Annotated in this window: 14 protein-coding genes and 1 tRNA gene; 8 read left to right on the plus strand and 7 right to left on the minus strand. The window is 66.0% G+C overall.

Features of this window, described 5'->3' with window-relative positions:
* Nucleotides 1-9: 9 nt before the first annotated feature.
* Together ACQP1T_RS37195 and ACQP1T_RS37200 are read left to right on the plus strand one after the other, a co-directional pair.
* The gene (locus ACQP1T_RS37195; RefSeq protein ID WP_433762519.1) at nt 10-651 is read left to right on the plus strand and encodes a HemK2/MTQ2 family protein methyltransferase; all 642 of its coding nucleotides are present in this window, start codon (nt 10-12) and stop codon (nt 649-651) included.
* Complete coding sequence (locus ACQP1T_RS37200) at nt 635-844, plus strand: CDGSH iron-sulfur domain-containing protein (protein ID WP_433757632.1); 210 nt, start codon at nt 635-637, stop codon at nt 842-844. The genes ACQP1T_RS37195 and ACQP1T_RS37200 overlap by 17 nt, the downstream gene beginning before the upstream one ends.
* A 55-nt stretch (nt 845-899) precedes the next feature.
* Here the strand turns inward: ACQP1T_RS37200 and ACQP1T_RS37205 are convergent.
* A tRNA-Gly gene (locus ACQP1T_RS37205) sits at nt 900-970 on the minus strand.
* Between the two features lie 174 nt (nt 971-1,144).
* On the opposite strand from ACQP1T_RS37205, the gene ACQP1T_RS37210 reads away from it, so the two are divergent.
* The gene (locus ACQP1T_RS37210) at nt 1,145-2,578 is read left to right on the plus strand and encodes an alpha/beta hydrolase (protein WP_433757634.1); all 1,434 of its coding nucleotides are present in this window, start codon (nt 1,145-1,147) and stop codon (nt 2,576-2,578) included.
* A 57-nt stretch (nt 2,579-2,635) separates the two neighbouring features.
* On the opposite strand, the gene ACQP1T_RS37215 is transcribed toward ACQP1T_RS37210, so the two are convergent.
* The 3 genes from ACQP1T_RS37215 to ACQP1T_RS37225 form a co-directional block, all read right to left on the minus strand.
* Entirely contained in the window at nt 2,636-2,965 is a 330-nt protein-coding gene (locus ACQP1T_RS37215) for a hypothetical protein (protein ID WP_062992578.1), read from the minus strand.
* A 116-nt stretch (nt 2,966-3,081) separates the two neighbouring features.
* Nucleotides 3,082-3,378 carry a hypothetical protein gene (locus ACQP1T_RS37220; protein ID WP_433757635.1) on the minus strand — a complete coding sequence of 99 codons (297 nt, stop codon included), beginning with the start codon at nt 3,376-3,378 and terminating at the stop codon, nt 3,082-3,084.
* A complete protein-coding gene (locus ACQP1T_RS37225; RefSeq protein WP_433757636.1) occupies nt 3,365-3,589 on the minus strand; it encodes a hypothetical protein in 225 nt (74 codons plus the stop codon). Before ACQP1T_RS37225 ends, ACQP1T_RS37220 begins: the two co-directional genes overlap by 14 nt.
* A 106-nt stretch (nt 3,590-3,695) precedes the next feature.
* Here ACQP1T_RS37225 and ACQP1T_RS37230 point away from each other — a divergent pair, with 106 nt between their 5' ends.
* Nucleotides 3,696-4,484, plus strand: coding sequence for an alpha/beta fold hydrolase (locus tag ACQP1T_RS37230; protein WP_433757637.1), 789 nt, complete (start codon nt 3,696-3,698; stop codon nt 4,482-4,484).
* Here ACQP1T_RS37230 and ACQP1T_RS37235 read toward each other — a convergent pair.
* From ACQP1T_RS37235 to ACQP1T_RS37245, 3 genes are read right to left on the minus strand one after another with little or no spacing between them, the layout of a single operon-like run.
* The gene (locus tag ACQP1T_RS37235; protein WP_433757638.1) at nt 4,468-5,109 is read right to left on the minus strand and encodes a TetR/AcrR family transcriptional regulator; all 642 of its coding nucleotides are present in this window, start codon (nt 5,107-5,109) and stop codon (nt 4,468-4,470) included. The two genes, ACQP1T_RS37230 and ACQP1T_RS37235, sit on opposite strands and share 17 nt — an antisense overlap.
* A 4-nt stretch (nt 5,110-5,113) precedes the next feature.
* A complete protein-coding gene (locus ACQP1T_RS37240) occupies nt 5,114-5,932 on the minus strand; it encodes a crotonase/enoyl-CoA hydratase family protein (protein WP_433757639.1) in 819 nt (272 codons plus the stop codon).
* Nucleotides 5,929-7,461 carry an acetyl-CoA acetyltransferase gene (locus ACQP1T_RS37245; protein ID WP_433757640.1) on the minus strand — a complete coding sequence of 511 codons (1,533 nt, stop codon included), beginning with the start codon at nt 7,459-7,461 and terminating at the stop codon, nt 5,929-5,931. Before ACQP1T_RS37245 ends, ACQP1T_RS37240 begins: the two co-directional genes overlap by 4 nt.
* 110 nt (nt 7,462-7,571) lie before the next feature.
* Here ACQP1T_RS37245 and ACQP1T_RS37250 point away from each other — a divergent pair, with 110 nt between their 5' ends.
* The 4 genes from ACQP1T_RS37250 (at nt 7,572) to ACQP1T_RS37265 (ending at nt 12,085) form a co-directional block, all read left to right on the plus strand.
* Nucleotides 7,572-8,321 (plus strand): crotonase/enoyl-CoA hydratase family protein, encoded by a 750-nt coding sequence (locus ACQP1T_RS37250; protein WP_433757641.1) that lies wholly within the window; start codon nt 7,572-7,574, stop codon nt 8,319-8,321.
* A 180-nt stretch (nt 8,322-8,501) separates the two neighbouring features.
* Nucleotides 8,502-9,611 (plus strand): DUF4185 domain-containing protein, encoded by a 1,110-nt coding sequence (locus tag ACQP1T_RS37255; protein WP_433757642.1) that lies wholly within the window; start codon nt 8,502-8,504, stop codon nt 9,609-9,611.
* 124 nt (nt 9,612-9,735) lie between these two features.
* Complete coding sequence (locus tag ACQP1T_RS37260) at nt 9,736-10,983, plus strand: erythromycin esterase family protein (protein WP_433757643.1); 1,248 nt, start codon at nt 9,736-9,738, stop codon at nt 10,981-10,983.
* Between the two features lie 397 nt (nt 10,984-11,380).
* Nucleotides 11,381-12,085, plus strand: a complete 705-nt coding sequence (locus ACQP1T_RS37265; protein ID WP_433757644.1) for a class I SAM-dependent methyltransferase — start codon at nt 11,381-11,383, stop codon at nt 12,083-12,085.
* Nucleotides 12,086-12,493: the final 408 nt, after the last annotated feature.

Raw genomic sequence — 12,493 nt, forward strand, 5'->3', positions numbered from 1 at the left:
CCGAATGTGATGTTGATTCGCCCGCCCGGCGTTTATCGCCCGCAAGCCGATACCTGGTTGCTCGCCCGCGCCATGCGGGATGCGCCACTGCCGCCCGGCGGGCACGCGCTGGACGCCTGCACCGGAACCGGTGTACTCGCGATCCACGCGGCACTGGCCGGAGCGGCGTCGGTGACCGCCGTTGATATCTCCCGGGCGGCGCTCGCCACGGCATGGCTCAACAGCCGCATCCACGGCATCGGTGTGGAGGTCGTGCGCGGCGATGTCGCCACCGTGCTGGGCGATCGCCGCTTCGATGTGGTTGTCGCCAACCCGCCGTATGTACCGAGCACTCACCCAGGTCGGGGGCACACGCGCGCGTGGAACGCCGGACACCACGGCCGGGCCGTATTGAACCAGCTGTGCCACCGGTTGCCGACACTGTTGGCGCACAACGGTATCGGCCTGATCGTGCACTCCGCGGTCTGCGATCCGGATCGCACCCTCACCCAACTGCGCGGCGGCGGACTGAAGGCGGCGATCGTCGCCAGGGCCGTCCTGCCGTTCGGGCCGGTAATGCGCAGGCGCGCCGCCTGGCTCGAGGCGACCGGTCTGATCGGTCCGCGACAACGACATGAAGAGCTGGTGGTGATCCGTGCCGACCGAATCTGATCCGGTACGCCGACTGTCCTTTACCGCCGACGGGCCCATGCTGGTCGAGGGCCCGGTCGAGCTGGTGACAGCCGACGGACGAACACTGCACTGCGACCGTTTCCTGGTGGCCATCTGCCTGTGCCGCCGCTCGAAGAATTACCCGCTGTGCGACACCAGCCACCGCAAACACCGCCGCGATCAAACCGCGTAGGCCTCTGCACAAACTAAAGACCCCGACCGCAAATGTGCTGGTCAGGGCATTTTTGAGCCGATGACGGGAATCGAACCCGCGCTGTCTGCTTGGGAAGCAGAAGTTCTACCATTGAACTACATCGGCAGTGCGCTATGCGCGTCCGCGACTTTATCAGACCAGGCACTACGCCGGTCAACTCCGTTGCTCTAGAACTTCGACAGGGCGTACGGCTCGCCGAGGTGGCTCGTACCGGAGAGTGAGTCGGAATGGCTCGCCGGGATGATGCGGGTGTGCGATCGGACACTGAGGATTGCGCGTATGTTCTTTCGCCGCAACATGTTCTGTGTCGTCCTGGCGAGCGCGTTGGCGCCCGCCGCATTGGTCGCCTGCGGTTCAAACGCAAGTTCGACGCTCGACTGGCACTCCTGCCCCGAGAACGCCGAATATGACTGCGCGACAGTCACTGTGCCGATCGACTGGGCCGATCGCGATGGTGCGACGATCGATATCGCCGTGATCCGGGACAAGGCCGATGATCCGGCGCGGAGGCTGGGGACGCTGGTCGCGCTCCCCGGCGGCCCCGGGTCCTCCGGGGTGGACGATATTCTGAAGGGCGGGAAATTCTCGCCGGAACTGCGGACGCGATTCGACATCATCAGTCTCGATCCACGTGGGGTGCGGCGCAGTCACCCGCTGCGCTGCGACGGCGGACTGGCCGCGCATCGGCCGAATATGGTGCCCGACCTCGGTGGCCGACTCGACGAAGTTCGTTCCTATGCAAGGGAGTTCGCCGCGAGTTGTCGCGAGCATACCGGCCCGCTCGTCGACCATCTGGATGCCGTCAGCGTCGCCCGGGATGTGGAGGCGCTGCGGGTTGCCCTCGGGGTCGATCAGTTCAGCGTCTACAGCCGGTCGTACGGGACCATGTTCGCGCAGGCTTATGCGGAACTGTTCCCGCAGCGGCTGCGCGCATTGCTGATGGACAGCGTGGACGATCACAGCCTCGACGGTCGCGGCTTCTTCACCACCGAGGCGCGTGCTGGCCAAGATGCTTTCGACGAATTCGCGGCGTGGTGCGCACGGGATCAGACCTGCGCACTGCACGGCGCGGATGTGTACCGGATCTACGGCGACCTCGCCGACCGGGCCGCGCACACAACGTTGCACGATTCGGCCGATCCGGATCGGGCAATAGGCCCGATCGATCTGAGTATCACAGTGATACAACGGCTTTACCGCCCGGACTGGTCGGGATTGGCCGCCGATCTGCAGGCATTGGCCACTCAACCGGAGACCCCGGTGCAACCGGCCGCAGTCCAGCGATCAGGGCGACCGACGACGGCGCCGGAGGCCTTCGTATGCGCCGATTGGAAATTCGATATCGCCGATCAGGACGACTGGATCAGGCAATGGCACGAACAGAACGCCGCAACCCCGACGCTGCGTGCCCATTTCGCCTGGGCCGCAGGCACTCTCTGCTCCGCCTGGCCGACCTCTCCGCAGAATCCCCCACACCGCCCGAGGCTCGACGGCGCCCCACCGATTCTCATCATCAACGGCCGCCACGACCCCGCCGCCCCGTACGAATGGGCGACTCGGGTGGCCGCCCAAATCCCCGACTCCACCCTGCTCACCTACGACGGCTGGGGCCACGGCACCTACGACCGCACGCCCTGTACAACACATGCGGCCGACCGCTATCTCATCGACCTGGTCATCCCGGCACCGTCGACACACTGCCCTGCCGCCTGAGCTCCGAATGAGCCCCGAACCCAGTGGGTCCGGGGCGGATACGGGCCGATCAACCGGCTATTTCGCGCGGCATTCGGTGAAGATCTTGGTGTTGGCCTCGCGGGCCTTGTCGGCATCGGACTGACTCATGCCGAAGTTATTGGGGTCCGCGGCCTTGGTGTCGTATTCGTCGCTGATCATCTTGCGCAGGCCCTCCTGCGAAATGCCTTGGTCCACATACAGCTTGGCGGCGCAGTCGGCCAGGCTCTTGTCCTTGAGTCCCTTGTCCTGCAGCGACTTGGACAGGTCCGCTTGGGTTACCGCGGGCTGGTCCGCGGCCTTGTCGTTGCCGCAAGCCGCCAGTACCGGCAGCGCGACGAGCGCTGCGGCGATCAGGAAGGTCCGCACCTGATTCCTCTTCTCGATTCAGTTCGAATACACGGCCACCGCGGTGGCGCCGCAACGATAATGCCGTACGACGTCCAGCGGTAGCGCGGCGATCGGCTTCCCAGTCGGGAAGGGGGTTACAGGTCCATCGCCGCGCGCAATGCGGTGTCCAACCGCTCCAGCGCATCCGTTTCCATCTCATCGATGGGTTCGGCCAGCCAGCCGCGGTAGATGCGACCGATATTCCCGGCATGCACCCAACCGTGCCGTTCGACGGGCACCGCCAGAATGTCCAGCGGATCCTCGTCGACGACCTCGGCGGCGATCAGCCACTGCCTCGGTGATTCATTGATGCCATCGCTGCTGATGAGCACGACGGTACGGCGCCGCGGCGAACCGTGTGGGTGATAGATCCACAGTTCACCCCTGCGCACGCATCGCCTCCTCGGCGGCGGCCAGCTCCGCCTCGTCCGCGGTGGCCAGTGCCGTCACATCGGGTATCGGACCGACGCCGGTCCGGACGGCTTCGCGACGCGCTGCCTTCGAAATCCACGCCGACGGCGACATCCCAGCGCGGGCCGCCGCCTGTTCGGCGAAGGCCCAGGACGCCTCGTCCAGCGAGAGGGTGACCTTACGCGTTGCCATACCATTTATCGTACCCACGTTTCGGCCGACTGCCAGCGCAAATCCGGCCCTAGCCATGGCCGGAAATCTCGGTCCGACCGCCGGGAATCGCTGTACGGTCACAGCTATGACGACGTTGAACCATCACCGGGCAGGCGCGGGGGAACCGCTGGTCATGGTGCACGGCGTAGGCAGCCGCTGGCAGGTGTGGGAGCCGATCATCGACACCCTGGCCGAATCCTTCGACGTCATCGCCGTCGATCTGCCCGGCTTCGCGGGTTCCGCGCCGATCGAGCACACCACCGTCGACACCCTCACCGAGGCACTCGCCGACTTCCTGACCGAACAGGGCATCGAGCGCCCGCACCTGGCGGGCAATTCGATGGGCGGGCTCATCAGCCTGAACCTGGGCGCCCGGGGCGCGGCCCGCTCGGTCACGGCATTTTCGCCGATCGGATTCTGGGACACCCCCGGCCGCGTGTGGTGCCAACAGTCGCTCGGCAAATCCCGCCAACTCGCCCGGGTACTGCGTCGATGGCTGCCCGACGTGCTCGGCACCGCCGCGGGACGCACCGCTTTCCTGTCGTTGGTCTTCGGCAAGCCGTGGGCGATCGATCCACAGGTGGCCATCGATACCGCCACCGATGCGGCCGACGCACCCGGCTTCGAGCCCGCCCTCGCCTCCTTCACCGATGCGAAGTTGCACGAAATCGGTGCGCTGGCCGACATTCCCGTCACCATCGCCTGGGGCAACCGGGATATCCTGCTGACCTACGCCACCCAGAGCAGGAAGGCACGCACCGTGCTGCCGAATGCCCGCCACGTCACGTTGCACGGCAGCGGCCACACGCCGTTCTTCGACGATCCGGCGGGCTGCGCGCAGGTCCTGCTCGACACCATCAGCCCACATCCCTGACCGTCAGTGTTGCCGGATCCGCCGTGCCGAGCAGGATCCGGACCGCATTTCCCCAGCGCTGCTGCAGGATTCGGTTGCGGTCCAGATCGCCGGTGAGCAGCACACGCATGGCGAGACCGGTCATGATCTCGATGGTGAATTCGGTAATGGTCGGCACGCGCGGGTCGTCCGGGAATTCCTGCCGGAAGATATCGCGAATACTGTTGTGTATCAGGTCGAATAGTCGATGCTCCAGCGGCAGAAAGGCCGCGAGCAGTTCGGGATCGGTGCGCGCGCCGACCCACATCTCCAGCGCCGCCCAGAACGACGGCCCGGTGAACATGCGCGTGGTCAGCTCGACCGCGGTTTCGAGGCGATCGGCATCGACCGGAATCGCCGCGAATTCCCTTGTCAGCTGGGCGAATCGGCGCTCGGCCAGGTGTTCGACGGCACCGGCGAGCAGATCGGCCTTGGTCGGGAAGTGGTGTTGCAGCGTGCCGCGCGGCACCCCGGCCCGCTTCTGCACCTCGAGTGTGGTGGTACCCGCGTAGCCGACCTCGACCAGACTGTCCACCGCCGCGTCCAGGAGCCGCGTGCGCATGCGCGAGCGCCGCTGCGCCTGCGTCTCCCGGACGCGTTCGGGCATCGGATCAGCGTCCCTGCCACTGGGGTTCGCGCTTCTGCGCGAAGGCGAGCGCACCCTCGGCGGCATCCTTGGAGAACAGCGCGGGCAGCGCGATTTCGCCCTGTTTGGCGAAACCCTCCGCGACGGACCAATCCGGGGATTCATCGATGATCCGCTTACTCGCCGCCACCGAAAGCGGTGCGGCCGCGACGATTTCGGCGGCCAGTGCCAATGCGCCCTCCAGTGCCGCACCGGGTGCGGTGAGCCGGTTGACCAGCCCGAGCTGGTAGAGCCGTTCGGCGTCGATACGGCCACCGGTGAGCGCCAGCTCCGCGGCAATGGGGCGCGGGAGCCGCTGGGTCAACCGCAGTACGCCGCCGCCCGCGGCCACCAGCCCGCGCTTGACCTCGGGGATACCGAACTGGGCATTGTTCGCGGCGACGATGAGATCACCGGAGAGCGCGAGTTCGAACCCGCCGGCCAGCGCGAAACCCTCGACGGCCGAAATCATCGGCTTGACAGGGGGTTTCGCGGCAATGCCCAGTGGACCCCGGTTGCGGGTCATCGGCATCTCACCCCTGGATGCCGCGACGAGATCCATTCCGGCACTGAAGGTTCCGCCGGCGCCGGTGAGTACGAGCACGCGCGCGGCTTCGTCGGCCTCGAATTCGTCGACGGCCGCCTCGATGGCCTGCGCGGTGGCCAGGTTGATGGCATTGCGGGCTTCCGGTCGATTGACGGTCAATAGCGTTATCGCATTACGCTTTTCGACGAGTACAAGATCGGGCGCACCCGTCTCCCGGCCGCCACCGCTCACGGAGTCGCTGTGCGACGCTGAATTCATTTGACGGTCCTCTCGGTGAGCAAGATGAGCTTATCGGCGGCGATCACATCGGCGTCCGCGCCGATCGGGTCGCCGTCGGTGAACGCCGCGACGGTTTCCGAATCGGACGCCCGAACCAGTATGCGGGCACCGGCCGGAGTCAACGCGCTGATCACCACGGCCTCGGGTTCGTCGGCGTGTTCGGGCGCTGGCCCCTTGCGGTAGGCGACGGTGTAGGCCTCGACGGTAGCGGGTCCCGTGTAACCGGGCGCCGTATCACGCCGTGCCACAGGCACTTCCGGTTCGACCGCATGGAAGAGTCGCGCAGGTGGGCGGGCGGAGTAGACGCCGATGGCGTGCTTGGTGATGTACCAGCCGAGTGCGCTCGCCAATCCGTAGGCCGACGGGTCATCGCGCAGCCGACCGGTCAGGGTCGCGATCGAATGGGTCGCGTAGTTATTGCCGGGGCCGCCAGCGAAGGTGAGTCCGCCGGTGACCGACAGCGGACGCGCCGGATCGTCGATCGGCAGCCCGAGCGCCTCGGCCGCGACCTGCACCGCGACCGGGAAGCACGAGTACAGGTCGACATGCGCGACGTCGTCGATGTCGATACCCGCGCCCGACAATGCCGCCCGCCCGGTCGCTGCGATAGCCGGTGAACTGGACATCTCCGCACGTTCGGAGACGAACCACTCGTCGGTGGCGCTGGCCCCGCCGTGTGGAAAGACCCAGCGGTCCCTCGGCACGCCCGCCGCATCGGCCGCGGCCACACTGCACAGGATCAGCCCCGCGCCCTGATCCACGGACAGGTTCGCGACGAGCAGCTTCGGATAAGGCGATGACACCATGCGATTCGCCCGCGTCGGCATCACCAGATCCTCGATCGATTGTTCGGCGGGCTGCCACGCATACGGATTCCGGGCCGCCACCGCCGAGAGCCGCGACCACAGTCCCCCGATCCGCTCGCGATGCGCGGCCTCGCTCAGACCGAGCCGTCCGCGCAGCGCGGTTTCCATCAGCGCATAGAAGTAGGTCGGCCCCCACAGCCCCGCCGCCGTCTCCATATCGGAATTGGGGCCGCGTTCGGTGCCGATGAGCTCGGTCGGCCGCACATCCTCGCCCTGCTCGGGCCAATCGAGTGCGGCGCCGGTGCGGGTGGCCGCATTCCAGGATGCGACCGATTCGGCACCGGTGATCAGTGCGACCTCGCAGCGTCCATCGGCAATGGCCTGCGCGACGGTATTGACCAGGCGCTGCGGCGCGTCACCGCCGAATCGCGCGGATTGCAGCGTGCGTCTCGGCGCGGCGCCCAGTTCCGCCGCGACCAATCCGCCGAGATCGGGATACGGCCTGGTCACCGGGGCCGCGGCCGCGATCAGATCGGCCGAGCGCAGTAGCCGATCCCCGGTGCCGCTGTCGGCGCCCGCGCGGCGCAGCGATTCGGCGGCGAGTTCGACCGGTCCGGGCAGTCCGGGCTCGCCGGAGCGGTGCACGATCTGTCCGACGCCGACGAGTACCGGCGTGCGCGGCTCCGATCCGGGTGGCAGCATGGTTCCTCCACTCTTTACCGTCAATGTTGACGGTAACTTGCGTTCGATTACAGCAAAGCGCATGCGTGCAGGCAATAGCCCTGGAACTGACTCACGGGTAAGATCCGGGAATGGCTTCGAATATCGCGCTGGAGTTCGTCGACGACCGCGCCTACGTCAGGCTGGACCGGCCGGATAAGCACAACGGTCTGACCATCGAGATGCTGCGCGATCTCGTCACGACCGCGCATACCGTCGCGGGCCACAAGGAGGTCCGCGCGGTCATCCTGTCCGGCAACGGCCCGAGCTTCAGCAGCGGCCTCGACATCGCCGGAGCCAGGCGCGATCCGCTCGCCGCCGTCCGCGGCTTCATCCCGCTGCCCTGGCGCGGCACCAATACCTTTCAAGAGGCCTGCTGGGCCTGGCGTCGACTCTCGGTGCCGGTGATCGCGGCGGTACACGGCCACTGCTACGGCGGCGGGCTGCAGATCGCACTGGCCGCCGACGTCCGCTTCGCCAGCCCCGACGCGGAATTCTCGGTAATGGAGGCCAAGTACGGCCTGGTGCCGGATATGACCGGCGCGGCGACGCTGTCCCGGCTGATCGGCGTCGACAAGGCGCTGCTGCTGACCATGACCGCCGATATCGTGGACGCCGCATACGCCGAGCGGATCGGCCTGGTCACCGAGGTGACCGCGGACCCGGTCGCGGCGGCGGAAAGGCTCGCCGATCGCATCGCCATCCGCTCCCCGCGCGCCGTCGCGGGCGCCAAACAACTCTTCGATCGCTCCTGGCACGCCTCGGCTCGGCGCACCTTCGCCATCGAACGGGCCACCCAGCTGCCATTGATCCTGCGGCAGGCCATATCTCGTAGTCGCTGATCACAATTCGGGTAGCACTACGCTTACAAGTTTCCAGACGAATCACTCAAGCCACCAATTTCGCCGGTTTCGCTGTTAGCATCTTGAACGATTTGCCAGCCAGCCGAAATGTGACACGACACACGGTGTTGGGGGCCTGCGTACCGTGCCACTTCGGCCAGAACCGGAGGGCTTTGAGACTTGCACAAAACCGCGTCCGCTTTGCTCTCGGCCCTGGCAGGAGCTTCGGTATTGCTCCTCGTAGCGACTATCCCAGCCACGGCAAACCCCAATGCGATCAATCCGATCCCGGTGTTGAACGGCACCAGCGGACTTCCCAATCTGGTCGGCCGAACCAGGGCGGTATTCCAGGTGACCGGCATGGCCAGCCCGAATAACACCCAGACCTATAACGTGCTCGGCACCGATCTGGGCATCATGTGGGATAACGGCGACGGCGAGATGCTGACCGCATTCGGCGATACCGCCGGACTCGGCCTGCCGAATCTGCTCGCGGGCAGCATGTGGGCGTGGCGCAGCAATATTCTCGTGCGCAGCCACACCCACGATCCGTCCAACGGCATCTACTTCGACAGCGTCGTGCGCGATATCTTCGGCCAGGCACGCGATCTGATTCCCAGCCCGAAGATTCCATTCATCGAGATCAGCCGAATCCCCACGGCTGGCATTTCGGTCGGCGGCGTGCAGTATATGAGCCTGATGTCGGTGCAGAGCTGGGACGATGTCGGCCGGTGGACCACGAATTTCTCCGGACTCGCCGTTTCCGGCGATAACGGTGAGACCTGGGCCGAGCTACCCGAGACCCGGCGCCCGAATGAGGGCGGTAATGCCAACTTCCAGATGAACGCATTCGTCAAGGACGGTGGCTACGTCTACGAATACGGCACCCAGTCCGGGCGCAATCGGGCGGCCTACGTCGCGCGGGTCCGGGAAGGCGATATCGCGAATCTGGGCGAGTACGAGTACTGGGACGGCGAGCACTGGAGCAAGAAGGGTGACGTCAATGCCGCGGCGCCGATCATGGGTGGTGTCGGCGAGATGTCGGTGATGTACAACCAGTACCTCGGCCAGTTCATCTCGCTCACCACCGACCCGTTCAACTCGGTGGTCATGCGGCGCGCCAGCTCACCGGCGGGTCCGTGGAGCGATCCCGAGGTGCTGATCGACACCCGCGAACTCCCGGCCGCATACGCCCCGTCGATTTTCCCCTACCAGACCGGGCGCGACCTGTACTTCGTCACCACGGTGCACACCCAGTACAACGTGATTCTGATGCGTGCCACGCTCTAGTCCTTCCCAGGCACATGGCCGCGGCATTCCCGCGGCCATGTGCGAATGTTCCACCGACTTGACCTCAATGGCACTTCAGGTATGAAGCTGGGGCGAGTCGAGTCGTCGAGCTTCGGGAGAGACCATGGGCACCACCCTCGCATCCAGCGAATCAGATACCGGCACTTCGGATTTGCACGAATGGCTGCGCACACAGGCACGGCCGATTTTCGATACGGGTTCGAATAGTGTCGGATCGGATATCGCGGCATTGATCGAGCGGTTGAAATCGGCGATCGTGGTCGGGCTCGGTGAGTCGACCCGGTTCTCGCGACAGACCTTCGGACTGCGTGAGCGGGTATTCCGAGTGCTTGTGGCGGAATATGGTTTTCGCGTGCTCGCGGTGCAGGACAGTGCGCGTTCGGGTGAGCGGCTCGATGCCTATGTTCGGACCGGCGCCGGTGATCCCGAATCCGTGCTCGCGGGTGCGTGGCGGCCGACCCGGACCGCCGAAATGGCAACGGCACTGACGTGGATTCGCGAATTCAATAAGGAGCACCCGGAGGATCCCGTGCGGATTTTCGGCGTCGAGCCGCCGCGTGCCGAACCGTCGGATTACGATGCGGTGCTCGATTATGTTCGCCAGCATGCACCGGATCGGTTGGCCGCCATCGAATCCCACCTCCGCCCGATACGCACCGCACATCAGATCGACGAACATGTGCAGCGCCATCAGGGAATTCACCCCGGCCGCCCGTTCATCGACGACGCACGCGATGCCTTGGCCTTATTCGAAAAGCTTCCGATGACAACAGAATTCGAAAATGCGCTGTCGCATCTGCGGCTCATCGTCGAATTCCACGAGAAGAGTGTTGCCGGACAAGGCGGTTTCGCACGCGACGAGCAGCCCGCCGCGGATCGCGTCATCGAATGGCAGCGCGATACCGGCGCGAAAATCGCGTATTGGGACGGCATAGCCCACACCGCGGCCATCACCCTCGGCGCCGGTCCGGCGGAAAGCTCCGAATTCCGTGGCACCGGTAGCTATTTGCGCGAACATTTCGGTGCCGGGTACATCTCGGTGGCCATCGGTTTCCATCACGGGGATCTCGGTATGGCGGTGGCACCGGAACCGCAGCCGGACCTGGTCGACGCGGCGCTCGGCGCAGTGGATCTGCCCGCCTTCTACCTCGACTTGCACAGCGCCGCACCGGAATCGGTGCGACAGTGGCTGCACGGTCCGGCGAAGCTCCGCACGATCAGCGGCATCTACGATCCGGCCGATGACGCCACCGCCCACACCACAGTGCGATCCCTCCTTGATGCTTTCGACGTACTCGTCCACATCCGCGAGACCTCACCGGTGCACTGGTTACCGCAAGCGAGCGCTTAGAGCGCGGCCGACCGCACGGGCAAAGCCGATGATGCGGCGCGCAGGGCGGGTCGCACGAGGTCGCGGGCGTCGCACACGCCCATCACACGGTCATCGCGTGGCGCGGTGTACTGCGGCGGGTCACACAGTGCCCGGCCATCGCACTGGCGCACGCAGGTCAGATGATCATCATGTGCTGGTGTTGGTGGTCTCTCGGGGCGATGCCGCCAAGGATGCATGGTGATCATCTGACCACGCAGCGCAGGGCGCGTCGCGCGGTATGCATAGCGGGTCGCGCGGTGCACGACCATCCCGCGCGACGCAAGACGGGGCGCTCGGTGCAGGGGCGATCGCGGGTGCACGGGCATCGCATGGCAGGTGGGCATCGGGCGGCGCACGGGCAAATACACTCGCGCATATGGACGCGACCGAATGGAACATGCGGTATGCGCAGAGTGAGCTGGTCTGGGGTGCGCCGCCGAACAGCACCGTGGTGGAGCATGTTTACGGGCTGGAGCGGAACGCGCCGGTGGTGCCGAACAGTCCCGACGGCGAGCCACCCGAACTGCCGCGTGCCCTCGATCTCGCCTGCGGCGAAGGACGCAATGCGCTGTGGTTGGCCACGCACGGCTGGCAGGTGCATGCCGTCGACTATTCACAGGTAGGAATTGATAAGGGCCGCACCATCGCGAGCCGACTGTCCCGATCGGTGCGCAGCCGGATCAATTGGCAGTGCGCCGATGTCACCGACCTCGACGCCGCGGGCATAACCGGCCCGTACGAACTCGTGCTGATGGTGTTCCTGCACCTGCCCGCCGAACAACGCCGTCCGCTGGTCCGCCGCCTCGCCGATCTACTCGCCCCCGAGGGCACCCTGTTGATCCTCGGACACGACACCACCAATCTCACCGAGGGCTTCGGCGGCCCGAAGGACCCCGCGGTCCTGTTCACCCCCGACGACATCATCGACGACCTCGGCCCAGATCCGCACCGCATCCGCGTCCGCATCGCCGACCGCATCTACCGCGCCACCGAGGAACGCGACGCCATCGACGCGCTGGTCATCGCCACCAAACCCCCGGCGGACCCGCCCCCCATCGAAACCGCGTCCCCGGACAGCTAGCTGACCTGCCGCACAAGCACTTCGCCCACCACGCACGCCGCAACGCACCCCGCAGGCCCAAACGCACCACGCAAGCCTCGAACACCACACAGGCCTCGAGCACCACACAGGCCTCGAGCATCACAGGCCTCAGCACCCCCAGCAACCTCAACACACTGCGCACGCCTCAACGCACCACGCAGACCACGCAAGCCGCAAACACCACACAGGCCTCAAGCACCACAGGGCTCACGCTCCAGCAGCCTCAACGCGCACCACACAGGCCTCAAAACACCCCAGCCCTCAGCACCCCAACGCACCACGCAGACCTAAACGCACCACGCAGGCCTCAAAGCACCGCAAGCCTCAGCACCCAGCAGCCTCAACGTGCGCACGCCTCAACGCACCACGCAGACCTGAACACACCTC

Origin of the sequence: Nocardia sp. CA-135398 (assembly GCF_050955845.1) — a bacterium.
Taxonomy (GTDB): Bacteria; Actinomycetota; Actinomycetes; order Mycobacteriales; family Mycobacteriaceae; genus Nocardia.

What these genes read in the sequence shown, in the direction of transcription:
- ACQP1T_RS37195 (WP_433762519.1), top strand. Translation starts at nt 10, where the DNA reads ATGTTGATTCGCCCGCCCGGCGTTTATCGCCCGCAAGCCGATACCTGG.
- ACQP1T_RS37210 (WP_433757634.1), top strand. Translation starts at nt 1,145, where the DNA reads ATGTTCTTTCGCCGCAACATGTTCTGTGTCGTCCTGGCGAGCGCGTTG.
- ACQP1T_RS37225 (WP_433757636.1), bottom strand. Translation starts at nt 3,589, where the DNA reads ATGGCAACGCGTAAGGTCACCCTCTCGCTGGACGAGGCGTCCTGGGCC.
- ACQP1T_RS37230 (WP_433757637.1), top strand. Translation starts at nt 3,696, where the DNA reads ATGACGACGTTGAACCATCACCGGGCAGGCGCGGGGGAACCGCTGGTC.
- ACQP1T_RS37235 (WP_433757638.1), bottom strand. Translation starts at nt 5,109, where the DNA reads ATGCCCGAACGCGTCCGGGAGACGCAGGCGCAGCGGCGCTCGCGCATG.
- ACQP1T_RS37240 (WP_433757639.1), bottom strand. Translation starts at nt 5,932, where the DNA reads ATGAATTCAGCGTCGCACAGCGACTCCGTGAGCGGTGGCGGCCGGGAG.
- ACQP1T_RS37245 (WP_433757640.1), bottom strand. Translation starts at nt 7,461, where the DNA reads ATGCTGCCACCCGGATCGGAGCCGCGCACGCCGGTACTCGTCGGCGTC.
- ACQP1T_RS37250 (WP_433757641.1), top strand. Translation starts at nt 7,572, where the DNA reads ATGGCTTCGAATATCGCGCTGGAGTTCGTCGACGACCGCGCCTACGTC.
- ACQP1T_RS37260 (WP_433757643.1), top strand. Translation starts at nt 9,736, where the DNA reads ATGGGCACCACCCTCGCATCCAGCGAATCAGATACCGGCACTTCGGAT.
- ACQP1T_RS37265 (WP_433757644.1), top strand. Translation starts at nt 11,381, where the DNA reads ATGGACGCGACCGAATGGAACATGCGGTATGCGCAGAGTGAGCTGGTC.